This window comes from Dyella sp. 2HG41-7 (genome assembly GCF_021390675.1).
Lineage (GTDB): Bacteria > Pseudomonadota > Gammaproteobacteria > Xanthomonadales > Rhodanobacteraceae > Dyella_B.
The window spans coordinates 2,293,924-2,317,192 of sequence record NZ_JAJEJV010000004.1 but is presented as its reverse complement, the minus strand read 5'-3'; the positions used below and the strand labels follow the sequence as shown (position 1 = coordinate 2,317,192).

The window sequence follows — 23,269 nt, the reverse complement described above, 5'->3', positions numbered from 1 at the left end:
CGTTTCATGCCGGCTTCGTTCTTCGATCGAGGAACGAAGCCATTGCACAGACGTTAGCTTACGAAGTCACGCGCGACCAGAACTGCTTCAGACCATCCGCCCAGGTCTTGGCGCGCGGTGTGTGCTGATCGTCATCGCTGAAGGTGGCTTCGAGTTTTTCGAGCAAGTCGCGTTGTTCGCGTGTGAGGCGAACCGGCGTTTCCACCATCACGCGGCAAATCAGATCGCCGGTGCGGCCGCCGCGCACGGATTTCACGCCGCGCCCGCGCAGCGTGAATTGCTGGCCGGTTTGCGTCTCGGCCGGAATGGTGATGCCCACTTCGCCTTCCAGCGTCGGCACCTGCAATTCGGCGCCAAGTGCGGCCTGCGAAAAACGAATTGGCACTTCGCAATAGAGATTGTTGCCGTCGCGTTGAAAGATGGCATGTTCGCGCACGCGCACTTCCACGTACAGATCGCCGGATTCGGAACCAGCGGGACCGGCCTCACCCTGCCCGGTGAGACGAATGCGATCACCGTTGTCGACACCCGCCGGAATGCGCACGGACAGCGTGCGCGTTTCTTCCAGACGTCCGTCGCCGTGGCAGCGCTTGCACGGCTTTTCGATCGCGCGGCCGCTACCGGCGCAATGCGGGCACGCCTGCTGAATCGAGAAAATGCCGTTCTGCATGCGCACACGACCGTGCCCATTGCAGGTTTTGCATGTCACCGTTTTGCCGTCTTCGGAACCGCTACCGTTGCAGTGATGGCAATTGACTTGCGTGGGGATATCGAACTTCCTCTCGACGCCAAACACGGCTTCTTCGAGATCCAGTTCCATGATGTAGCGCAAATCCGCGCCGCGCCGCTGACGCGCGCGTCCACCGCCGCCGAAAATATCGCCGAAGATGTCGCCGAAAATATCGCCCATATCGCCGAAGCCGGCGCCGCCGCGACCGCCCATGCCACCTTCGAACGCGGCGTGGCCGTACTGGTCGTACATCGAGCGCTTTTCCGGATCGGAAAGCACTTCGTAGGCCTCTTTGGCCTCTTTGAATTTTTCTTGCGCGTGCGGATCGTCGGGGCAGCGGTCGGGGTGATATTTCATCGCCAACCGGCGGAACGATTTTTTCAGTTCCGCATCGCCGATCGATCGATCGACACCTAGAATTTCGTAATAGTCACGCTTGCTCATTTCAAGATCCGCGATTCGATGCGCCGATCGGGAATGAACCAGATCGCTGCCACCGTGGCGTAAAGAACACACGACACCCACGGCGCCACGAACGCCAGCACGATGCCAATCAGGTATATGGCGATGGCGACCTTGCCTTTCCAGTCGCCGCCCACCGCTTGCGCCAGCAATGAGGATTCTCCGCCGTTAGCGCCGATGAGACTGGCTTGAAACGGCGCCCAGGCGACGGCGCTCATCAATAATACAAAGCCGTAGACCGCCACAGGAAGCTGCGCGAAGTGATTTTCGCCCATCCAGCCGGTGGTGACCGGCGTCAGCGACAACCAGAACAGCAAATGGAGATTGGCCCAAAGCACGCTGCCGTTCACTTTCTCGGCGGCATGCAGGAAGTGATGGTGGTTGTTCCAGTAAATGCCTACGTAAACGAAACTCATCACGTAGCTCACGAACACTGGCCACTGCGGAATCAAGACGTCCCAGCTGTCACCGTGCGGCACCTTCAGTTCCAGCACCATGATGGTAATGATGATGGCCAACACGCCATCACTGAAGGCTTCGAGCCGCCCCTTTTCCATCGCCTCCCCTCCTAAAAACGACGAGCGCCTTGGATAAGGCGCTCGTCTTCATACTGCTTGGTTTATTACGACTTGCCGTCGTTCTTCACCTCGGTGAATTCGGCATCGACCACGTCGTCCGGCTGGGCGGAACCGCCCGGGCCAGGGCCGTGCTGCGGACCGGCATCGGCAGCCGGACCACCCGACTGTGCGGCGGCATACAGCGATTGCGCCACCTGCTCCAACTTCTGGATCTTGGCTTCGATGGCGTCCTTGTCGTCGCCGTCTTTCACCTTTTCCAGATCGGACAGCGCGCCTTCGATCGAGCTCAGCTGTTCGCCCGGCACCTTGCCGCCGTGTTCCTTCAGCGCGCTGCGCGTGGCGTGCACCAGCTGATCGGCCTTGTTGCGCGTGCCCACGAGCTCGTGGAACTTGCGGTCATCTTCCTTGTGGGTTTCGGCGTCGGCAACCATGCGCTGGATTTCTTCATCCGACAGACCGGAACCGGCCTTGATCTCGATGCGCTGTTCTTTGCCGGTCTTTTTGTCCTTGGCCGACACGTGCAGGATGCCGTTTGCGTCGATGTCGAAGGTCACTTCGATCTGCGGCATGCCGCGCGGTGCGGCCTCGATGCCGGCCAGATCGAACTTGCCCAGCGACTTGTTGCCGCTGGCGCGATCGCGTTCGCCCTGCAGCACGTGCACGGTCACGGCGGTCTGATTGTCGTCGGCGGTGGAGAACACCTGCGAGGCCTTGGTCGGCACCGTGGTGTTCTTTTCGATCAGCTTGGTCATCACGCCGCCCATCGTTTCGATACCCAGCGACAGCGGGGTCACGTCGAGCAGCAGCACGTCCTTCACCGAACCGCCCAGCACGCCGCCCTGAATCGCGGCGCCCACCGCGACGGCTTCATCCGGGTTCACGTCTTTGCGTGGCTCTTTGCCGAAGAAATCCTTCACGGATTCCTGCACCTTCGGCATGCGGGTCTGACCGCCAACCAGGATCACTTCGCTGATGTCCGAAACGCGCAGACCGGCATCGTTCAACGCCGTGCGGCACGGTTCGATGGTGCGCTTGACCAGGTCTTCCACCAGCGCTTCGAGCTTCGCGCGGGTCAGCTTGATGTTGAGATGCTTCGGACCCGACGCATCCGCCGTCACGTACGGCAGGTTCACTTCGGTCTGATGCGAGGACGACAGCTCGATCTTGGCGCGTTCGGCGGCGTCCTTCAGACGCTGCAGCGCGAGCGGATCTTTGCTCAGATCAATGCCCTGGTCTTTCTTGAATTCCTCGATGAGGTAATCGATGACGCGCTTGTCGAAGTCTTCGCCGCCCAGGAACGTATCGCCGTTGGTGGCCAGCACTTCGAACTGCTTCTCGCCGTCGACTTCGGCGATCTCGATGATCGACACGTCGAACGTGCCACCGCCAAGGTCGTACACCGCGATCTTGCGGTCGCCGCCTTTCTTGTCCAGGCCGTAAGCGAGGGCCGCCGCGGTCGGCTCGTTGATGATGCGCTTGACGTCGAGGCCCGCGATGCGGCCGGCGTCTTTCGTCGCCTGGCGCTGGCTGTCGTTGAAGTACGCCGGCACGGTAATCACGGCTTCCGTCACCGGTTCGCCAAGGTAATCCTCGGCGGTCTTCTTCATCTTCATCAGCACTTTTGCGGAGACTTCCGGCGGCGCCATCTTTTTGCCGTCGGAGGTTTCCACCCAGGCGTCGCCGTTGTCGTGCGCAACGATGGCGTACGGCACGATATGCAAATCTTTCTGCACTTCCGCGTCGGTGAACTTGCGGCCGATCAGGCGCTTCACCGCGTAGAAGGTGTTCTTAGGATTGGTAACGCCCTGGCGCTTGGCAGGCGCACCCACCATCACTTCGCCATCCTTCGTAAAGGCCACGATGGACGGGGTCGTGCGGTCACCCTCGGAATTCTCGATGACCCTGGTGGTGCTGCCATCCATGATGGCGACGCACGAGTTGGTCGTGCCCAGGTCGATGCCAATGATCTTGCCCATGATGTGTGCTCCGGAATCTCGTGTGCGGCTCCCTGGCCGCGAATGGTTGTCAGATGGGGTTCGTGTAAAAGGTGTTCAATACCAGTTGAACCCTGCAGTACTGAAATTACAGGCGCCGTTCAGTCGTCCTTGGCGACGGTCACGAGAGCCGGGCGCAGCAAACGATCATTGAGTACATAGCCCTTTTGCAGCACCGTCACGACGGTGCCGGGAGCTTTGCCGGGCGCTTCCACCATGCTCACGGCATGATGGCGCTCGGGATCGAGCGGCTGATCAACGGGATCGACCTGCACCAGACCATTGTTGCCGGCAATGCGCAGCAGCTCTTTCAGCGTAAGGTTCAAGCCTTCACGCACCGCCGACAAGTCGCCGCTTTCCACCGCCAGGCCGCGCTCGAGGCCGTCATAGATGGGCAGCAGATCGTTCAGCAGTTTTTCGTTGGCGAAGCGGCGCGCCTGCTCCAGATCGCGATGCAGACGACGGCGCTGGTTTTCCAGCTCGGCCTTTTCACGCAGCACGGTTTCGCGCAGTTCGTTGTTGCTCGTTTCCAGCTCGGCGACCTTGGTTTTCAGGGCCTCAAGCTGCGCATCGAGCGCAGGGTTCTGTGCGCCCGCTTCGGGCGTCGCGTTCGGCGACTGCGAATCGCTGGTGTGCATGAAATAACTCCAAACATCGTCTAGGGCCGGCATGTGCTGCCGACCGTCAAATATAACGCGGATTTCCCGCCTCCCGAGCGATTTATGAGGTCTTGGCGGCGCGATTCAAGGCGTCGCTGAGCAAAGCCGCCGTAGCCTGCACCACGGGGATCACACGCTCATACGCCATTCGGGTTGGACCGATCACACCAACCGCCCCCAACAGCCGCCCCTGCGCGCCATAGCTCGCGGTGACCACGCTGCAACCGTCGAGGGCGGCGAAACCCGATTCCTCGCCGATAAACAACCGCACGCCCTGCGCTTTGGCGCAGGTCTCCATCAATTGCAGCAGCTCGTTCTTCTTTTGAAAAGCGTCGAACAGCTCGCGCAGGCGATCCAGATTCGCGAGCTCGGCGTACGCCATCAGGTTGGTCTGGCCGCTGACCAGCACGTCTTCGTCTTGCGGCGCGAACGAGGATGCCGCCAGCTCCACCGCCTGAGCCAGCATCTGATGCAATTCGCTGCTCGCCTCGCGCAATTCGCGCAGCAAACGCGCGCGGATTTCGTCGACGCGCAGGCCGACAAAATGTTCGTTGATGTAGTTGGCCGCCTGCTCCAGCTCCCGCACATCCAACGGCTTGGAGAGCTGGATGACGCGGTTCTGCACCTGATTGTCCGAGAACACCAGAATCACCAGGATGCGCGCATCGGGCAGCGGCACGAAATCGATATGGCGCAGCGGGAAGTCCGTTTGCCTGGGCACGGTCACCACGCCGGCGAAATGGGTCATCGCCGAAAGCAGCATCGATGCATTGCCCACCAGATCGCGCGCCGTCGTCGGACCGGGCGGCAGCTCGCGCTGCAAGCGCACCATCTCGTCGCGCGGCAGCGGTTGCAGTTCGATCAGGCTGTCGACGAACAGTCGCAAACCGCGCGGCGTGGGAATACGCCCGGCCGAGGTATGCGGCGACGCGATCAAGCCGGCGTCTTCCAGGTCGGACATGATGTTGCGGATGGTGGCCGGACTCACGTCCAGCCCTGACGACCGCGCCAAGGTGCGCGAGCCCACAGGTTCGCCGTCCGCCAAATACTGCGCGATCAAGGTGCGCAGCAGACGTCGTGCGCGAATATCGAGTTCTTGACCAGGGTGGCGGTTCATGCGCTGTGGCAATCCGTGAGACAGCTAAGAAATAAGGTTTGCCGGGCGAGAATGCAAGAAAGCCGTAACAACGGGAACGGGGACCTGGGAACGCCCGCTTCGCGGCAAGCCAAATGTTCCCTATTCCCCTTTACAATCGCGCCGATCACCAACACGCCGCCCCATGCTCACCTCCCTCTACGTCCGCCATCTCGCCGTCGTTGAAGAAGCCGACATCACCTTCGGCCCGGGTTTGACCGTGGTCAGCGGGGAAACCGGCGCCGGCAAATCCTTGCTAGTAGATGCCCTGATGCTTTTGGCCGGCTCACGCGCCGACAGCAGCATCGTGCGCGCCGGCAGCGATCGCGCCGAGCTGACCGCCGAGTTCGATCTCACCGACCTGCCCGAGGCGCACGACTGGCTGAAGCGCGAGGAACTGGACGAAGACGGCGCCTGCCAGCTCCGCCGCGTGATTCGCGCCGAAGGCAGCTCGCGCGCCTGGATCAACGGACGCCCCGCCACCATCGGCCAGATGGGCGAATTGGCCGCATTGCTGGTTGAAATTCACGGCCAGCACGAGCATCAAGCACTGCTCGAACGCAGTCATCAAATGAACCTGCTCGATGCCTACGCCGAAAACGAAGCGCGCGTGGCGCAGGTGCGCGATCTCGCCCAGCAATGGCGCGAGCTTGGCGCGCGCATCCGCAAACTGAGCGGCGGCGACGATCGCGAACACCGCCTCGAATTGCTGCGGCACGAACTGACCGAACTCGAAAAATGGGCGCTGCCCGCTGCCGAGCTGGCGGATCTGGAAAACAGCCATAAGCGTTTGGCGAACGCGAGCAAGCTGACGGAAGGCATCACCAACGTCGTCGATCTGCTCGATGGCGACAGCGAATTTGCGCTGCGCTCCTCGCTTGGCCGCGCCCATGCTGAATTGGGCCGCCTTGCCGCACTGGACGATCGCCTTGCGCCAATGCTCGAACTGCTCGACAACGCGCAGATCCAACTCAACGAAGCCGCCGACAGCCTCGGCCGCTATGCGCAAGATGTCGACCTCGACCCTGAGCGCTACGCCGAAGTGGACGCGCACCTGACGCGCCTGCACGAACTGTCGCGCAAACATCGCCTGCCCGCGGCCGAACTCGACGACAAACGCATCGCGCTGCAGGCCGAACTGACGGAGTTGGAAAACGCCGGCGACGCGCTCGAACGCCTTGGCACTCAGCGCGCGCAACTGCAACGCGACTACGACAAAGCCGCGGAAGATTTGAGCAAGGCGAGACAAATTGCCGCCAAGCGACTGGGCAAAGAAGTTAGCGCGCTGATGTCCGAACTCGGTATGGCCGGCGGCGTGTTGCAAGTTACGCTGGAACACTCCGACAACAATGAACCCGACCCGCAAGGTCGCGAGCGTTGCGAATTGCTGGTCAGCGCCAACCCCGGACAACCGCCGCGCGCCCTGCGCAAAGTCGCCTCCGGTGGTGAACTGGCGCGCATCAGCCTCGCCATCGAAGTGGCAACGCTCGGTAAAGACACCATCGGCTGCATGGTGTTCGACGAAGTGGACACTGGCATCGGCGGCGCGGTCGCCGAAGTGGTCGGTCAGAAATTGCGCGCGCTTGGCTCGCGTTGCCAAGTGTTGTGCGTGACGCATTTGCCGCAGGTCGCGGCGCAGGGCCATGCGCATCTGCGCGTCAGCAAACATAGCGACGGCGCGTCCACGCAAACGCGTATCGAGACCTTGAACACCGAAGGGCGGCGCGATGAATTGGCGCGCATGCTTGGTGGCGTTGAAATTACGCGCGAAACGCGTGCGCACGCCAAAAAAATGTTGGAGCAAGCCCAGCTCTAACTCCCTCTCCCCTCCGGGGAGAGGGCTGGGGTGAGGGGCCAACCTCGCGCGATGTTGGCGAGTGCGCAACATCAAAAAATCAATTCGTGCAGTTCCCGGCAAGCCCCGCCCCTCACCCTAACCCTCTCCCCGGAGGGGAGAGGGGACTAAAGTCAGGTGCGCGTTTGCAACAACCCTCGTTCGCTGGCGATGCGATAAAGATCGAGTTCCGATCCCGCCCCCAGCTTGCCCATCAAACTTGCGCGATGGATGTACACGGTTTTCTGTCCGATCCCCAATTCGGCGGCGACTTGCTTCGGCGCGCGCCCGGCGGCCAACAGCAAAAACACTTCATGCTCGCGAGCGGTGAGCCGATCAATCGGATCGAGCGTGTCGTTGGGTCGCTCCGCGCGCCGCTGACGCAGGTCGGAACTAAGAAACTGTTCGCCACGCATCACGGCGCGCAAGCCCGCCACCAATTCTTCCGGCGCGACGCCTTTGGTGACGTAACCACTTGCGCCACGCCGCAGCGCTTCGGATACATAAGGCTCGCCGTCATGCATGCTCAGCACCACGATGCGCGTGCCAGCAGCGACACTGCGCAAATGTTCGATCAGCGGCAACCCGCTGCCGTCCGGCAACGACAGATCCAGCGCTACCAGATCGGGCTGGCGCTGGCTGATGGCTTCCACCGCGTCGTCGGCATTGCGGCATTCGGCCACGACCTCCAGGTCCGGCTCCATTTCAATGAGCCGTTTAAACCCTTCGCGGACAATGGCGTGATCGTCGACCAGAACAATACTGTGCATGGCCGCACTGTATCAGTCTGGACGACGGACGGAAGCGGTCCGCATGTACCATCCGCGCATGCGACTCAAATCACCATTGCCCTATCTCCCTTCTGGCCCACTTGTGGGTCTTGCCTATGGCCTGCTTTGGGCATTGCTCTGGCCGACCTCGCAGCCCGACTGGACACTTCAATTCGGCCTGCGCTTCGGCATTCTGTTGTTGTCGCCGTTGCGGTATTGGCCGTGGTTGATTGGCGGTGAGCTGGCCGCCGCGGGGCTTATCGATTATTTGCACGGCTACGCGCTGGGTTGGCGCGAGTTTGTTTACGGCGACCTTCCGCAACCGCTGGTCGTCGCGCTATGCCTTGGGCTGATGCGCCGCGCGAATCTGCGCGCAAGCATGCGCGATCCCGAAGAAGTCTCGCGCCTCTTGCTCGCGGCCGGCTTTACCGGCGTCGCCGCCACCGCCACCGACGCCCTGATGATGGCGGTAGTTCACGAGCTGCCACCCGCTGGTCTGCTGCAAGCACTGGGCGACGAAATGCTCGGCAACTACGTCGGCCTGCTGTTGCTGGTGCCGCCCTTGATCATGCTGTGGCGCGCGCGCCCGTCGAAGCAGGAGATTTCCGAGCTGTTGATGGACGGCTTGCTGGTGATGCTGCCGGCGCTGGTCATCTTGTTGATCCTTACGGAACAGGCCGCACCGCAACGCGAATTCGCCCGCATTCTGTCGTTGGCGCCGGTGTTGTTCTTCGCGTTTCGACATGGATGGCGCGGCGCGAGTTTGTCGATGCTTATCTCGAGTCTCGGCATGACCTTGGTCGACCGCGTATTTACGCACGTAACGCCTACCGCTTCCTCGCATATGTTTTTTGCCGTCGCCGGCACCGGCGCGCTGATGCTCGGCTCCGCAACCGACGCGCTTCGTCGCAGCAGCGCTCGCGTGGCGGAACAAAATGTGTATCTCGCCGCGGTAAATAGACGTCTGGATCATCTCGCGCGCCAGCTGCGCGATGCCGCGCGCGGCAATATGCAGGCGGAAGAAAACCAACGCCGACATATGGCCGCGGAATTGCACGATGAACTCGGCCAAAACCTCACCGCCATCCAAACGCACGTCAAGCTCGCGCAGAGTCGATTGCAGAAAGCCGGCATGGAAGATATCGGCACCGCCATCAACAGCATCCTCGGCCATATGCGCCGCGCACTGCATCGCTTGCTCGACGATCTGCGTCCCGCCGTGCTCGACGAATTCGGCTTGATGCGCGCCCTCGACGAAGGTCCGATCCGCGACCTGCTCGCCACCGCTGGCATGGGCTATCACACCGAATTGCACGGCGATCCGCGCCTGCTCGAAGAGGACATCCGCACCGCCATCTATCGACTGGCGCAGGAAAGCGCCACCAACGCGGTGAAGCACGCCCAGGCCACGGATTTTCGTCTACGCCTGCGTATTGGCGAGCGCGCCGGATCGGCGCTGGCGCTTCTGGATATCCGCGACAACGGCATCGGCCTGCCCGAGCGCGTTCCGCGTGGCGGCCGAGGTCTGCAGGGCATGCGCGACCGCGTTACCTCCCTGGGTGGATTGTTCCGCCTGAGGCCCGATCAACAGGGCGTTCACCTACGCATTTTGTTGCGAAGCAGCATAACTCGTAGAGAAACCAGTGACTTGTGACACTGTAACTAGGAAATTTTCCAATACCAGCTTCGTAAAGGCTTCGTTAGGATCAGTCCCATCGATGTGGGGGAGCCACCGTCGCAAGACGGTGAGCACGAGTCAGCCGTGGGGACGGCGGGCTCGAAGAATGGCAAGGAAGCCATTCCGCCGGAGTCTGGACAAAGAGCGGGTATTGCGAGCAACTCCAATACCTTGCGCGTCGAGAGACAACGGTAAGCCGTAGGGCGGACAGGAGTCCTCCCGCGGCTTTTTTTATGGGCGAACGAAAAGTCGGACCGAAGGCGCGTTAACGCCCCGTCCTCATGGTGTTACTTCTGCTTGAGGGGCCGCACGTACAGCACCAGGCTGTGGTCCTGGATCTCGTAGCCGTACTTGCCGGCAATTTCACGCTGCAAGCGCTCGATCTCTTCGCTGACGAACTCGATCACTTTTCCGCTGTCAACGTCGATCATGTGGTCGTGATGTTGGCCACGGTCCAGTTCGTAAACCGCCTGCCCGCCCTCAAAGTTGTGCTTACTGAGGATGCCGGCGGCCTCGAATTGGGTAAGGACCCGGTACACCGTGGCGAGGCCGATGTCCTCCTGGTGCGCAAGCAGCTTCTTATAGACGTCTTCGGCAGTCAGGTGCCGAACCCCGTCTTCTTCGAAGATCTGGAGAATGCGCATCCGGGGGTGTGTCACCTTCAACCCGGCTTTACGGAGTTCTTGAGTTTCCTGCTCCATCGCAAGCTCCCGATACACGGAGGAATCAAGCCTTTAGTGTATCATCCAACCCTTCACGATCCGGATTTCATACGAATGCAAAAGCTGATTCGCACGCTGGGCTACGCCACGCTGGCCATTTCGCTGGCCGGCTGCCATCTGGTGTATACCCCCGATATCGCCCAGGGCAATTTGTTCGACAAGACCATCGACAAAAATCTGAGCGAACAGCTGAAGCCGGGTCTCACCAAGCGTCAGGTACTGGTGCTGCTGGGCACCCCATCGGTCTCCACGCCCTTCAATCAAAACCGCTGGGATTACGTCTCCACCTATTCGCATCGTGGCGAAAAGATGAAGACCCAGTCCATGAGCCTGTTCTTCAACAACGATGTTCTCGTTCGCACCGAAGGCACGCTCTACTTCCAAGATGCGCAGAAGCTCGTCCAGCAGAGCAGCAAGTACAAGACCAACTACAACGTCAACGATACCTCTGGCGACAAGAGCGGCGGTGGTGACAGCGGCGGTGACAATGGTGGCGACAACAACGGCGGCAACTGATCGCCCTCGCCTCGCCTAACTTGCGCGGCGACGTCGCGCGTCTTTCGGATCTAATGTAAGCGGCCGGTAGATTTCCACCCGGTCGCCATCGTGCAGCGTTTCATCGGCCGATACGCGTCTGGAAAAAATGCCCAGACGCGATGCATCGAACGGCACCTCGGGCATCTCGTTCAAAATGCCCGATTGCTCTATCGCTTCAAGCGCCGAGCTTCCGGCCGGTAACGTCACAGTGCGCAGCAGTTGACGTTCGGCCGTGGCGCAAACCACCTCCACGGTGATGCGCTCAGCCATACACCTTCTCCGCCTCGCGGCAGAAATCGTCGACCATGCGGCTGGCCAAACCCTGAAAACCCAGCTTCAGCGCCGCGCCGCCCAGGCGGCCGGCATAATCGAAATCCAACTCCAGTGCGACCTTGCAGCCGTCCGCACCCAACGGGATGAAATCCCACAAACCATCCAGGCTGCGAAAAGGCCCGTTGACCAGGCTAACCTGCAAGCGCTTAGGCCGATCGATTACGTTGCGTGTCGTGAAACTGTGGTGGAAACCGGCGAACTTGAGATCGAGCCGCGCCACCAGCATGTTATCCCCACGCTCGATCACTTCGGCGCTCGCACACCAAGGGAAGCGCTTTGGGTATGCTTCGACCTCATTCACCAGGTCGAACATCTGCGCCGGCGAGTATTTCACCAGGGCGCTGCGGCGGATTTCGATCACAGTAGCCTCTTTATCAAGAATCCAGGTTTCGCCCGACGACCGGCAACCTACATGGGGCGATAGACCCGAAGTTTAACGGACATGGCAAAAGCGAAGGACAAGAACAAAAAAGAGACCGGCGGCACGATCGCCCTCAACAAGCGTGCCCGGCATGAATACCACATCGACCAGCGCTTTGAAGCGGGCGTCGCCCTGCTCGGCTGGGAGCTGAAGGCACTGCGCGCCGGCCGCATCAACTTCGGCGACGGCTATGCCGTGGTCTTGAAGGGCGAAATCTTCCTCGTCGGCACCTCCATTCCGCCGCTGATCAGCGCGTCCACGCACGTGGTGCCGGTGGACCGGCGTACGCGCAAGCTGTTGCTGCATCGCCAGGAGATCGATCAATTGATCGGCGCGGTCGAACGCAAAGGCTACACCTTGGTGCCCATCGCTATGTACTGGAAAGGCAACAAGGTCAAAGTGGAAATCGGCTTGGCGCGCGGCAAGCAAGAACACGACAAACGCAGCACCGAAAAAGAGCGCGACTGGCAGCGCGAAAAACAGCGCACCATGCGTTCGCATAATCGCGCGGCTTAAAAAACAACGCGCGCATTTCGTCACCCATCAAACATCGTCGCCCCGGCCAAAGCCAGGGCCCAGCGACTTCAATCATTCAACGCAACACCGCTCCAAATCCCAACAACGCAAGCGTGTATACTTACCAACGCTTAAGCGATCTTTTTTCCCCGGGGGTGTCCTGGCTTCGACGGGGGTAGTGAGATAGCTTGGTGCATGCCGAGGGGGCAGCTTTCCTCGTTAATCCAGCCGCAAACTTATAGTTGCCAACGACGACAACTACGCTCTGGCCGCTTAAGGCCTAGCCCCGAACCCACTTGTGCCTGTGCTCGTGGATGTAGGGTCATTATCACGGGATCGCCCAGATCTGCCGCCTGTCGGTGAGGGTTAAATCAAGCAGGCTGGTCCTTCGATGCGCCTCGCACTCTGTGCTGTCGCGGGACGAGATCTAACAGTGAGCTAAGCATGTAGTACCGGGCGTCAAGCGCCTTCGGACGCGGGTTCGACTCCCGCCACCTCCACCACTAAAACAAAACGCCCGGCGAGAAATCGTCGGGCGTTTTGTTTTACATCTCGAAAATCGTTCTGCGTTGCAAGCCTTCAAAGCCCTCACGCTGAAGTGTGGTGAACGCTATCCAAGAACAAGTTGATGCGCAACGAACCTGCAAATCGGCTTTCGCCTCAGACCGCATCCAGACATTCGCCCAGCAACTGCATCGCCTCGCGCAACTCCGCGACCGACAAGTTGCAATAACCGAGCAGCAAGCCGGGACGTTCCGGTGGGTTGAGATAATGCGGCGCCATGGAATAGATGCCCAGCCCGCGATCGTGGGCGTACGAGATCAGCGCTTCAGCGCGGGCGTGATCATAGCCGTTCAACCACGCAACGACGTGCATACCCGCCGGCGAATGGACGATCTCCACGCGGTCACCGGCGTGACGCTTCAAACCTTCGATCACGGCTTCGCGTCGCGCCCGCAACGCTTTGCTGGCGCGACGAAGATGACGCTCGAACCCGCCGTTTTCCATAAAATGTGCGAGCGCAGCCTGCTCGATGCCAGGCGACGACATGTCGCTCAGATACTTGGCGGTGATGATGTCCTCGCGCAACGCCGCGGGCAGTACGAGATAACCTAAGCGCAACGCGCCAAAGAGCGTCTTGGAAAACGTCCCCGCGTAAATCACCCGATCGCCGTCGTCGAGCGAACGCAACGCGGCGAGTGGGCGCGCGTCGTAACGAAATTCGCCGTCGTAGTCGTCTTCAACGATCCAGCAGCGTTTTTCGGCGGCGTATCGCAGCAGTTCGAGGCGACGCTGCAGCGACAGCACCGCGCCGGTCGGGAACTGATGCGAGGGCGTCGTAAAAATGGCCCTCGGCGCAGCCTCGGGCAGCTCGTCGCAGACCAAGCCTTCGTCGTCGGTTCGCACCGGGTGCAACGTTGCGCCGTGCGCAACCAAGATGTGATACGCGCCGAAGTAATGCGGTTCTTCGATGACTGCGGTGTCGCCTTCGTCGAGCAGCACACGCGCGCACAAGGCATATGCCTGCTGCGTACCGGTAACGATCAATATGTCTTCCGGCTTGGCCTGCAAACCGCGTCGCCGCGCGAGATAGTCGCAAATCTGCTGACGCAACGCGGGCAAACCCCATGAACCGGTAATCGTCAGTTGCGAGTACGCGGCGGCGCGCGCCAACTCGCGTCCCCACAATGCGTTGAGCGATGGATTGGTGATCGGGTCGCCGTAACGCAAGTCGTAACGCAAACCGAAATGCAGACGTCCGATATTGCGCTCACGAAACTGACGCGAACGTTCTGCGTAACGCGAAACCGTGATCTCGCTCGACTCCACACTGGGTCGCTGTTGAGGCGTGAGCTTGAGGGTCGCCACAAAGCTGCCAGAGCCGACGCGACCGTCGATAAACCCTTCCGAGCGCAGTTGCTCATACGCAGCCAGCACCGTCGTGCGCGACAACCCAAGCTCCACCGCAAGCTCGCGCGTCGGCGGCAATCGGGAGCCGGCAGCCATGCGGCCCTCAAGAATCGCCGACTTCAACGCACGCATCAGTTGCGCGTAGTGCGGACCCTCACCATCGAGTTCCAGAAACATTCAACGCTCTCATTGTGGACGGGGCAATCCAGGGGATGCCGCCGCGCACCTCGTCCCTGTCGAAGCCTGGCTCGAAGCGTAACGGTAATCGCAACTTATTGCGCGCACGAAAACAAATCCGCGCTTCGTTTGCATGGCATATAACCGCCCTCTTCAGCCCTTTGGCTTTGCCCATAGACGTGGCAGCCAGACGCCAACGGACAAAAGACCAAGCCAATGGCGTTACGTGGCTCAAAAAAATTGGCCGTGTACGGCGCACCAGGCATCGAACGATCTTGCTCCCCGGGCGCTCGTAACGAAAAGTTGATTGTTCCCCCGTCGACTCGTTAACGCAGACGCCCGGTTTGAGGGTGATTTCCCCTAAGCCCTCCTAAGCCATTTTTAACCCGGCCGGAAGCGATCTCGTGTCTGTCATGGAATCCCTACGCAACGAAAATGTGGCCGGCCCTACCGCAGGAACGTCGGATGCGCGCACATCGCCCATCCGGCCGATGGTCGCCACCGGCGCAGACGAAGACTCGCCCTTGGTGTTGGCGGCGCAAGTCGATGCAGAGAATTTTTGCGCGCGCGTCCGCCTTGTGATTCGACGCGCCGGAAGCATGCGCGCACTGGCGGAACGCTGCGGCGTCTCGGAACGCACGGTGCAAAGTTGGCGCAGTAGCCGCAGCGATATTTCGCTCAAGCGTTGCATGGTTTTGGCACGCGTACTCCACGTGTCGCCCGTTTGGCTGATCAGCGGCGAAGGCGACATGACCAACGCCTCGACCGAGCCCACACGCAACGCCAACGGAACAGGCGTTGACTCCGAACGCCTCGCCGCCGCCATGCAATTGCTGCAGTCATACGTCGTTCTAGCAGGCGGTTCCCTCACGCTTGCACAGCGCGCGGAATCGATCGCCGAGCTTTACACCATTCTGTCGTGGCCTGGGCCGAGCGACGCGTTTCGCCTTATCGCGTTTCAACAAACGCTTGCCGCCTACGTACGCAGCAATCGCGGAACGGTGATCGCTTGAACACCCGCGCCGCATTCGTGCTCACCCATGCAATCGCCCGCACGCCACTGCGCGGCGCCATGCACACCAGGTCGCCACCGAAAGGTGGCCGCAAACGGCGTCGGCAACGTCGTCTCTAAAGGCTCTCGCAACGAAGGGGCCGCCTGGCTCCGTTTCCGCGCGACGGTCACCCATAAGCGTTCAAGAGGGGATTTGTATGAATCACCGGCAAGACATTCGCGCCCATGAAACCACCCGAGTTCGGTCGGGTTTAGGCATCGCTATCGCACTCGCACTGTATGGCGTCGTTGCAACGCCCGCGTTTTCGCAAAGCACTACCGGCAGCATCTTCGGTCAGGCGCCCGCAGCCAGCGGCGAAACCGTGATGGTGACCAGCAGTTCGGGCCTCACTCGCGAAGTGCCCGTCGGCGCAGATGGTCGCTACACCATCAAATCGCTGCCTATTGGTGTCTATACCGTCACCTTGCGCAGCGGTGGACAAACCATTTCCACGCGCAACAACGTCATGGTGAATGTTGCAACGGGGACCGATGCTTCCTTCGCAACGGTAGCCAATGCGGCCAACGCCAAGAATCTGAGTTCGATACAAGTCGTCGCGAATGCCCTGCCCGCGATCGACGTATCGAGCGTCAACTCCAGCACCATCATCACCTCGCAAGACTTGGCCAGACTTCCCCTGCAACGCAGCGCCGAATCCATCGCCTTGCTCGCGCCCGGCACGGTTTCGGGCAGCAGCTTTTTTATGGGCCCGGGCAACCACACGCTGGTCGCATTCGGCGGTTCGTCGGTGACGGAGAACTCTTACTACGTCAACGGTTACAACACTGGCGAGCCGTACAAAAACCTCGGCGGCTTTCAATTGCCGTACGGCGCCATCGATCAGCAAGAAACGCTCACCGGCGGCTACAGCGCCAAGTACGGTCGCTCCGATGGCGGTGTGATCAACCAGATCGGCAAACGCGGCACCAACGAATGGCATTTCGGCGCGCAAGTGCTGTGGCAGCCGCGCTTTCTCGAATCCAGTCCGATCAACAACTATTACGGCCACCCGGATATTCCCGCGCCCATCGGCCCGGTCACGTACCAACTGGAAAACCCGGACAAGCCCGGCACGTTGAACCAATACCGCGCCGACAACAAACAGTGGGAAACCGTCTACTCCGCGTACGTCGGCGGCCCGCTGATCAAAGACAAGTTGTACTTGTTCTTGGCGGCAGAGACCACGAAAACCGATTCCACCAACGTGGAATTCGCGGCTAACCAACTCGTCCAATACAACCGCGACAAAGACAACAAGTTCTATGGCAAGTTGGATTGGAACATCACCGACAACAACGTGTTCGAGCTGACCGCGCTCCGAAATAACTCAAGCATCGGCGCCGGCACGACCTACGCGTTCGACACGGATACGCTTACGCGTGGCGCATTCGTTACCGATAACGACGTCACCAAGGACAATGCGCAGTTCTACCTCGGTCACTTCACCAGCTACATCACCGAAGACCTGACGTTGAGCATCCTGTACGGCAAAGCCCGTTTTCAGGACCCCATCATCTACAGCAACACCAGCCCCCTGCCGTTTATTTCACGCCCAGACAACCAGGACCCGCGTTTTTGGCCGCCGGGCACGGGATCGAACGGCATCATCAACAGCCAGACCAACACCAGCTGGACGTCGCCGCAAGCCGCCAACGGCACGCACGGTTTGCGCGTCGACTTGGATTACAAACTCGGCGATCACGACCTATCCGCCGGTATCGACAACATGAACTACCAGGCCAAACATCAAGGGCCCGATCAGCAAAACCCGTTCAATCCATCCATCAACTACTACTGGCACTATTACCCGGGCGACATCGTGCGCAGGTTCGAAATCGGCTGGGCCACCAGCATGACCATGAGCCAGAAGGCGTATTACCTGCAGGATGCCTGGCAAGCTACGCCGAACCTTCTGCTCAACGTTGGCGTGCGCAACGATCACTTCACCAACTACAACGATCTGGGCGTAGCGTTTGTCAATGAAGTGAATCAGTGGGAACCCCGCCTCGGCGTGAGCTGGGACGTATTCGGCGACTCCACGTTCAAGGTATATGGCAATGCAGGCCGCTATTACCTCGCGCTACCCGACAACGCGGCCGAGCGTGCGGCCAATCGTTCGACCTATGTCATCACCACGTACAACTACACCGGTATCAACCCCACCACCGGCGAGCCGACGGGCTTGACGCAAATTGGCAATCCCGTTTCGCCCGATGGCGAATTCGGTCTCCCCAAAGATCCGAAACAAGTCACCGCGCGTAACCTGAAGCCGGAATACGTCGACGAATTTATCGTCGGGTTCGACAAGCAGCTCGGCACCAAATGGAACTACGGCGCCAAAGCCATGTGGCGCGATCTGAAAACGGCCATCGATGACGAATGCTCGCCGAGTCAAATCGCCAGCAAGATGACACGCATGGGATTGAACCCCGGCGATTATTCCGATTCGCTGTACGGCGCATCGTATTGCCGCCTGATCAACCCAGGCCTTACCAACAACATGCTCGTCACCAAGAACGACGGCAGCGGCGGCGTGCTCGTGCCGATGAGCAAGCAAGACTGGGGTTATATCAACGGCGTCAAACGCAAGATCGGCTCGCTGAATTTGTATTTGGAGCATCCGTTCGACGGCAAGTGGATGGGCCGCATCGATTACACCTTCAGCCGTGGCTTCGGCAACACAGAAGGCCAAGTGCGTTCCGACTTCGGCCAGTCCGATGTTTCCAAAACCGAAGACTGGGATTCCTGGCAGCTAATGGACGGCCAGGATGGCGAGCTGAGCAATATCCGCAAACATCAACTCCGTTTCCGCGGCGCGTATCAAATCACGCCGGAATGGTTGGTATCGGCCACCTTGTTAGCCCAATCCGGCTTCCCGAAAGAATGCTTGGGCTATTACGGCCCAAGCGGCACCGGCGACCCCACCGGCTATAACAACGGTGGTAGCGGCAACTATCACTGGTGCCACGGCGTTCGCATTCCACCCGGTTCCATCGGCCATACGCCGTGGACTGAGCAGCTCAACCTCGGCGTGCACTACATGCCCGCGTTCGCCGATCACAAGTTGGGCTTCAATCTCGACGTGCTCAACGCGTTCAATCAACAGAGACCAATACAAACGCAGCCTGTGGGTGAAAGCGCGTACGACAGCGCGACCAACGTCATTTCCATCAATAACAGCTACGGACAGGGCATTTTCTGGACGCCGCCGCGGATGGTGCGGTTGTCGGTGACGTACGACTACTAAGCAAATGCAATGTGCCCGGCCGTGGATCGGTCGGGCACATCGAAACAAATAGAAGCATCGGTCGGAGTGCTTGTCTTCAGGAATGGCACTCCGGCTTTTTTGCGCGCGCCTTAGAGGCGGGCGGAAAGACCCTTGACGATAAACACGTAACTCGCAATGACTGCGAGCATTTTCAAAATAAAGAAAACGGTATGTGGATAGTTGATCCAATTCGGCGAACTATCCACTTCTGTATCTTCATTGGTGCAGGTGTACTTGTGCTCTTGTATGGCATTGAAGATCAGCCATTCAATGCTTCCTGCGATGTATTGCAAAAAGTCGAACGCCAGCGCCAGCACAAGAAAAAAGAGCGGTAAAAGAAAATCGTTAGGAATAATGTTTTTGTCGCCGGAATTTTTAAACACCCAAATCACGGCGATCCCGGCAAAGGCAAGCTGACGGCACAACTCACTGGCTTTGCCCGTGAACGTGTCTACCAGTGCCCTGACTTGTTTAATCTTCATCGCGCTGGATCTTCGGTCCGCCACCATCGCCGGTACCGTCCAGCGGACCTTCGTCAAAGTCCGTGCTTACTTCTGCTGGGACGAGATCGATGGTCGATATATCTAACCGCCGACGCTTTTTGACTTCCCTTTTTGGCGCGCGTCGTTTGACGGACGTTTTCTTGGTCGCTTTTTTGACAACTCGCCGGACCGATTTACGCGCCACTTTTTTGGTCGCAACCGCCTTCTTACGCGACGTCGCTTTTTTCGCGACGCGTCTATTCGTTTTCTTGCTGGCGACTTTCGCCTTCTTTTTGGCGGTTGCTTTGCGAGCGACTACTTTTGTCTTCTTGGCAACTTTTTTGGCTGCAGCCTTTTTAGCAGCCTTCTTTACTGCCTTTTTCGCCGACTTCTTTGCCATGGCCATGGGTAACCCCCGTCAGGTTCCATGGCGCACTGTAGCGCTATTAGTCAAGGCGCTCATCAAGAAACTCAGGCAGCGAAAGGATTTTCGGAGTGAGACGAATTTTCTCTGTAATCGTCTTCTTGCCGTCGACCACTAAAACGCACTTGTGTGATCGCTTTCGACATTTTCGTATCCCATTGATTTACGCAGCACTGTTCTTGACGTACTCGCGACAAACAATGCGCTACAGCTTGCCGCTGGCATTGATCGCTGAGCAGCCTACACACAGGCCATCGCGTTACGGCCTTTTTTTAGATCACAAATTTAGATCGATACAAATCGCAAGTCGCCGCGAGCGGCTCGGGAGTGTGCGGCCCATGAAAACGCCTACGCGGCGCGGGAAATAACGACGAGGGGTTTCGAAACAAGCCAAATGTTCGTGCATGCGGGGCGGATTCAAATCCGCCGATGGGCGCGTGCAGGCACACATAGCAACAGCCGTCTAAACGGCCGCTTGTGTGTTCGGTCCCAAACCGGAGCTCCGCCCACGGTCCGGTCGCGGAATGGTGGAGGTCATCGTGGCCTCCATCCCCTTTGTGGGTATCCAAGAGGAGTGCTTCTGATGAGGTTTCTCGAAGCGACACGTATAAGGATCAGGACCTTGCTGGCTGCGGCCAGTTTGACGGCCATGGCCGCGGTCTTCCCTGCCACCGCGGCGGATCAAACGCCCGCTGCCAACGCATACATCGACGGTCCGACTGCCGTGGCGCGCGCTCGTGTCGCAGCGGACGTCTTGATGAGTTCCTACGACCCGACTAAAGCATGGTTCCCGTCCAGCTGGTGGAATTCGGCTGTTGCGCTGCAAACCATCGGCGACTACATGCAACGCACCGGCGATCGCCGTTATCTCAGCCAGTTGGACAACACCTTCGTCAAAGACCAAGGCGTGTTTCCGGCAGGCGTATTATCGGGCGATCCATTGCTAGGCAACTTCACCAGCCGCGCCATCGACGACACCGAATGGTGGGGCCTCACATGGGTGGAGGCATATGACCTCACCGGCGATCCGAAATACCTCAACATGGCGATCACCATCGCCAATTACGTCGACGGCTACTGGGACACCAGCACGTGCGGCGGCGGCGTTTGGTGGAATGCCGAACGCACCTATAAAAACGCCGTCACCAACGGCTTATGGATTCGACTCACCGCCGAATTGCACAACCGCATTCCCGGCGACATCACGTGGCTCACGCGATCGCAAACCGCGTGGTCGTGGTTTCAAGGCAGCGGCATGATCAATGCCAACGGTCTGGTCAACGACGGCCTCACCAACGCCTGCACCAACAACGGTCAAACCGTGTGGACGTACAACCAAGGCATGGCGATCGGCGCCGGCCTGGAATTGTGGCGCGCCACCAAAGACCCAAGCATTCTCGCAAGCGTGCGTCGCTTGGCCGATGCGGCGATCGGTCCGAACGCGCTAGTCACCAACGGCATCCTCACCGAAAGCTGTGATGCCTCGAACCAAACCTGCGACGACAACGGCAAGCAGTTCAAAGGCATCTTTATGCGCTACTGGACCGACCTTGTCGACACCACGCACGATCCAGGCTACGCGGCATTCCTCGATCAACAAGCCCAATCCATCTGGAACAACGATCGCGACGCCGCCGACCGACTCGGCACGCGTTGGAGCGGCCTCACCAACGATACGAATCCAAACGTCTTCGACTGGCGCACTCAAGCGAGCGCGCTCAGCGCAGTGATCGGCGACGTACCACGCGCGACACCGCAAGAATCGCTCGCCGCAACCATGTCACCCGCGCAACCCGTGGTGATGCCATCCGCCTCCGGCGCAACATCCATCGCCATCAACCTCGGCGTATCGGCAACCGGATTCTTTCCACTGCAAACGCGCGCCGTGATCGATGCGCCTTCCGGTTGGAGCGCCACACCGCAAACCACCATGCTGCGATTGAATCCGCGCGGCAACGCAAATCCCGTTAGCGGCAGCGTTCCGTTAACCATCACCGTGCCAAGCACCGCGACCGATGGAAACAATGCAATTACCGCAAACGTATCGGCAGCCGGCATGCAATTCACCACACAAGCCGACGTGCTGATCGCACACACCATCGACTTCGACACCGGCACCGCCGCCGAACTCCCCTGGCTGTTCGATCCCGACGGCTCGCAAAGCAACGGCGTGCAAAACCGCTTCGCCGACGGCACCGCACACTTCACCTACCTATTCCCCTTCCCCGCAGACACCACATCCGCACAAGTCACGCTGACCATCGACAACGAATTCCTGGTGCAAGTCAGCACAGACAACACAAACTGGACGACCGTGTTGCAAGAAACCCAACCCATCACCGACGGCTCCAACAAAGCCGCGCGCACCATCGACCTGACGCAATATCTCGGCCCTGCCGCCAATGGCGCCAGACCGATTTATTTGAAGGTGTCGGATTCGTTCCCCAATGATGGTTGGGGTGGGCGGGTGTATCACGTTTCGGCAAATATTGCGGAATAGCATTACTGCTGCCCCCGTCCTCGATGATGCGAGGACGGGGGAGTTACCTAATCTGCAATGTCCGCTTCGGGTCGAACGGAGACATTCTGCTTGACGCACATTAGTGGCCGTTTGTTGGGTAGTGAAACACCTGATCAAATGACAAAGCCAGATGATTATCTATCGAGCATTGCGTGTGTGTAGCCCGAATTTCAGAGTCGACATCGTGCACTTCGAATACCACGTACTGCGCTTCGAAACGGTGTCCAGTCGATTTGTCCAAAGGCAACTCGTAGGTAAACTGCTTCGTTCCAGACTTCGAAACGCTTCGAGGGTTACCGAAAGCGGAGGGTAGACCGCTGGTTTCCGTGCAAATCAGCTTGGCCCCAGCTTTAACTCCCTGGTAATCGAATTCAATACCTGTCCACGTACAAGGCACTTCGCGCTTGTCGTAGACACATGTCCCTTGATCCACCACATAGATGTCTTTCACAGGTTGGCAAACCCAACCGCCTTGACCGGATTCAAGATTGGCTTTTCCACATGCAAGACCAACCTTGATGTTGCTAATCTTGAATGTGTGAGCATCGTCGCTCGCGATTACACCCAGGGGCGCCAACGCAACGAGCGCCAACAATAAGTTCTTCATCGTCCCCTCCATGTCCCGCCATCCAAGAATATTCGAAACTGTGGAATGTCTGCTCCGGGTCGAAAGCGGTCGTTCACTAGCTTCCCTCGCCTTCAGCTAGGAGCCTGAACTCAAGCCCAAAACCAGCTTCCAGAATAATTGGCGACATTTTCATGTAGAAAGCGGATGCGTCACCTGAAAGTGGATACTTTCCAACCACTCGAATCTTTGCGGATCGTCCCCGATAGTCGGGATAAGACTCCAAAATTTCATCGCTTTCTAGAAAGACAAGATACCCATTAATTTTTTCCTGAAGCAGCCACATGTGCTTCCTTGGATCATCACTCCAACTGAGATGATCCGAGATTGCTAATATAACGAAGCCTTCAGAATCAGTAAGAATTGCGTCGACGATATTTGATTCTTCGACCGACATATATTTTAAGTTCTGGGGGCGGAGGCGATGTAGGTCGTGTTGG

At 59.2% G+C, this 23,269-nt stretch carries 21 protein-coding genes and 1 other RNA gene; 8 read left to right on the top strand and 14 right to left on the bottom strand.

What is annotated here, in order from left to right; all coding sequences use genetic code 11:
• Nucleotides 1-58: 58 nt before the first annotated feature.
• The 5 genes from dnaJ to hrcA all read right to left on the bottom strand — a co-directional run bounded on the left by dnaJ (nucleotide 59) and on the right by hrcA (nucleotide 5,540).
• Entirely contained in the window at nucleotides 59-1,174 is a 1,116-nt protein-coding gene (gene dnaJ, locus L0U79_RS11820) for a molecular chaperone DnaJ (protein ID WP_233842477.1), read from the bottom strand.
• A complete protein-coding gene (locus tag L0U79_RS11815; RefSeq protein ID WP_233842476.1) occupies nucleotides 1,171-1,749 on the bottom strand; it encodes a TMEM175 family protein in 579 nt (192 codons plus the stop codon). Before L0U79_RS11815 ends, dnaJ begins: the two co-directional genes overlap by 4 nt.
• Before the next feature lie 65 nt (nucleotides 1,750-1,814).
• The gene (dnaK, locus tag L0U79_RS11810) at nucleotides 1,815-3,746 is read right to left on the bottom strand and encodes a molecular chaperone DnaK (protein ID WP_233842475.1); all 1,932 of its coding nucleotides are present in this window, start codon (nucleotides 3,744-3,746) and stop codon (nucleotides 1,815-1,817) included.
• A gap of 119 nt (nucleotides 3,747-3,865) precedes the next feature.
• A complete protein-coding gene (grpE, locus tag L0U79_RS11805) occupies nucleotides 3,866-4,402 on the bottom strand; it encodes a nucleotide exchange factor GrpE (RefSeq protein ID WP_233842474.1) in 537 nt (178 codons plus the stop codon).
• Nucleotides 4,403-4,484: 82 nt separating this feature from the next.
• Nucleotides 4,485-5,540 carry a heat-inducible transcriptional repressor HrcA gene (gene hrcA, locus L0U79_RS11800; protein ID WP_233842473.1) on the bottom strand — a complete coding sequence of 352 codons (1,056 nt, stop codon included), beginning with the start codon at nucleotides 5,538-5,540 and terminating at the stop codon, nucleotides 4,485-4,487.
• Nucleotides 5,541-5,703: 163 nt separating this feature from the next.
• Between hrcA and recN the strand changes: the two genes are divergently transcribed.
• Complete coding sequence (recN, locus tag L0U79_RS11795) at nucleotides 5,704-7,374, top strand: DNA repair protein RecN (RefSeq protein WP_233842472.1); 1,671 nt, start codon at nucleotides 5,704-5,706, stop codon at nucleotides 7,372-7,374.
• A 152-nt stretch (nucleotides 7,375-7,526) separates the two neighbouring features.
• On the opposite strand, the gene L0U79_RS11790 is transcribed toward recN, so the two are convergent.
• Complete coding sequence (locus L0U79_RS11790; protein ID WP_233842471.1) at nucleotides 7,527-8,162, bottom strand: response regulator transcription factor; 636 nt, start codon at nucleotides 8,160-8,162, stop codon at nucleotides 7,527-7,529.
• Nucleotides 8,163-8,205: 43 nt separating this feature from the next.
• On the opposite strand from L0U79_RS11790, the gene L0U79_RS11785 reads away from it, so the two are divergent.
• On the top strand, nucleotides 8,206-9,816 hold the full coding sequence (locus tag L0U79_RS11785) for an MASE1 domain-containing protein (protein ID WP_233842470.1): 1,611 nt from the start codon (nucleotides 8,206-8,208) through the stop codon (nucleotides 9,814-9,816).
• Between the two features lie 311 nt (nucleotides 9,817-10,127).
• Here the strand turns inward: L0U79_RS11785 and fur are convergent, their stop codons facing one another.
• The gene (fur, locus tag L0U79_RS11780; protein ID WP_233842469.1) at nucleotides 10,128-10,541 is read right to left on the bottom strand and encodes a ferric iron uptake transcriptional regulator; all 414 of its coding nucleotides are present in this window, start codon (nucleotides 10,539-10,541) and stop codon (nucleotides 10,128-10,130) included.
• A gap of 75 nt (nucleotides 10,542-10,616) precedes the next feature.
• Between fur and bamE the strand changes: the two genes are divergently transcribed.
• The gene (gene bamE, locus L0U79_RS11775; RefSeq protein WP_233842468.1) at nucleotides 10,617-11,078 is read left to right on the top strand and encodes an outer membrane protein assembly factor BamE; all 462 of its coding nucleotides are present in this window, start codon (nucleotides 10,617-10,619) and stop codon (nucleotides 11,076-11,078) included.
• A 15-nt stretch (nucleotides 11,079-11,093) separates the two neighbouring features.
• Here the strand turns inward: bamE and L0U79_RS11770 are convergent, their stop codons facing one another.
• Nucleotides 11,094-11,369 carry an RnfH family protein gene (locus tag L0U79_RS11770; RefSeq protein ID WP_233842467.1) on the bottom strand — a complete coding sequence of 92 codons (276 nt, stop codon included), beginning with the start codon at nucleotides 11,367-11,369 and terminating at the stop codon, nucleotides 11,094-11,096.
• Complete coding sequence (locus L0U79_RS11765) at nucleotides 11,362-11,793, bottom strand: type II toxin-antitoxin system RatA family toxin (RefSeq protein WP_233842466.1); 432 nt, start codon at nucleotides 11,791-11,793, stop codon at nucleotides 11,362-11,364. Before L0U79_RS11765 ends, L0U79_RS11770 begins: the two co-directional genes overlap by 8 nt.
• Before the next feature lie 81 nt (nucleotides 11,794-11,874).
• Between L0U79_RS11765 and smpB the strand changes: the two genes are divergently transcribed.
• Both smpB and ssrA read left to right on the top strand, forming a co-directional pair.
• Entirely contained in the window at nucleotides 11,875-12,369 is a 495-nt protein-coding gene (gene smpB, locus L0U79_RS11760; RefSeq protein ID WP_233842465.1) for an SsrA-binding protein SmpB, read from the top strand.
• Nucleotides 12,370-12,520: 151 nt separating this feature from the next.
• Nucleotides 12,521-12,872: a transfer-messenger RNA gene (gene ssrA / locus L0U79_RS11755) on the top strand.
• Between the two features lie 157 nt (nucleotides 12,873-13,029).
• On the opposite strand, the gene L0U79_RS11750 is transcribed toward ssrA, so the two are convergent.
• Entirely contained in the window at nucleotides 13,030-14,457 is a 1,428-nt protein-coding gene (locus L0U79_RS11750; protein WP_233842464.1) for a PLP-dependent aminotransferase family protein, read from the bottom strand.
• A 413-nt stretch (nucleotides 14,458-14,870) separates the two neighbouring features.
• On the opposite strand from L0U79_RS11750, the gene L0U79_RS11745 reads away from it, so the two are divergent.
• Together L0U79_RS11745 and L0U79_RS11740 are read left to right on the top strand one after the other, a co-directional pair.
• The gene (locus tag L0U79_RS11745; RefSeq protein WP_233842463.1) at nucleotides 14,871-15,470 is read left to right on the top strand and encodes a helix-turn-helix domain-containing protein; all 600 of its coding nucleotides are present in this window, start codon (nucleotides 14,871-14,873) and stop codon (nucleotides 15,468-15,470) included.
• A gap of 196 nt (nucleotides 15,471-15,666) precedes the next feature.
• Nucleotides 15,667-18,756, top strand: coding sequence for a TonB-dependent receptor (locus tag L0U79_RS11740; RefSeq protein ID WP_233842462.1), 3,090 nt, complete (start codon nucleotides 15,667-15,669; stop codon nucleotides 18,754-18,756).
• Between the two features lie 110 nt (nucleotides 18,757-18,866).
• Here L0U79_RS11740 and L0U79_RS11735 read toward each other — a convergent pair whose 3' ends face one another.
• Both L0U79_RS11735 and L0U79_RS11730 read right to left on the bottom strand, forming a co-directional pair.
• The gene (locus tag L0U79_RS11735; protein ID WP_233842461.1) at nucleotides 18,867-19,259 is read right to left on the bottom strand and encodes a hypothetical protein; all 393 of its coding nucleotides are present in this window, start codon (nucleotides 19,257-19,259) and stop codon (nucleotides 18,867-18,869) included.
• The gene (locus tag L0U79_RS11730) at nucleotides 19,249-19,665 is read right to left on the bottom strand and encodes a hypothetical protein (protein WP_233842460.1); all 417 of its coding nucleotides are present in this window, start codon (nucleotides 19,663-19,665) and stop codon (nucleotides 19,249-19,251) included. The genes L0U79_RS11735 and L0U79_RS11730 overlap by 11 nt, the downstream gene beginning before the upstream one ends.
• Nucleotides 19,666-20,305: 640 nt before the next feature.
• Between L0U79_RS11730 and L0U79_RS11725 the strand changes: the two genes are divergently transcribed.
• Nucleotides 20,306-22,183 carry a glycoside hydrolase family 76 protein gene (locus tag L0U79_RS11725; RefSeq protein WP_233842459.1) on the top strand — a complete coding sequence of 626 codons (1,878 nt, stop codon included), beginning with the start codon at nucleotides 20,306-20,308 and terminating at the stop codon, nucleotides 22,181-22,183.
• A gap of 100 nt (nucleotides 22,184-22,283) precedes the next feature.
• Here the strand turns inward: L0U79_RS11725 and L0U79_RS11720 are convergent, their stop codons facing one another.
• Nucleotides 22,284-22,811, bottom strand: coding sequence for a hypothetical protein (locus tag L0U79_RS11720; protein ID WP_233842458.1), 528 nt, complete (start codon nucleotides 22,809-22,811; stop codon nucleotides 22,284-22,286).
• Between the two features lie 76 nt (nucleotides 22,812-22,887).
• Nucleotides 22,888-23,226 carry a DUF6572 domain-containing protein gene (locus L0U79_RS11715; RefSeq protein WP_233842457.1) on the bottom strand — a complete coding sequence of 113 codons (339 nt, stop codon included), beginning with the start codon at nucleotides 23,224-23,226 and terminating at the stop codon, nucleotides 22,888-22,890.
• Nucleotides 23,227-23,269 lie beyond the last annotated feature (43 nt).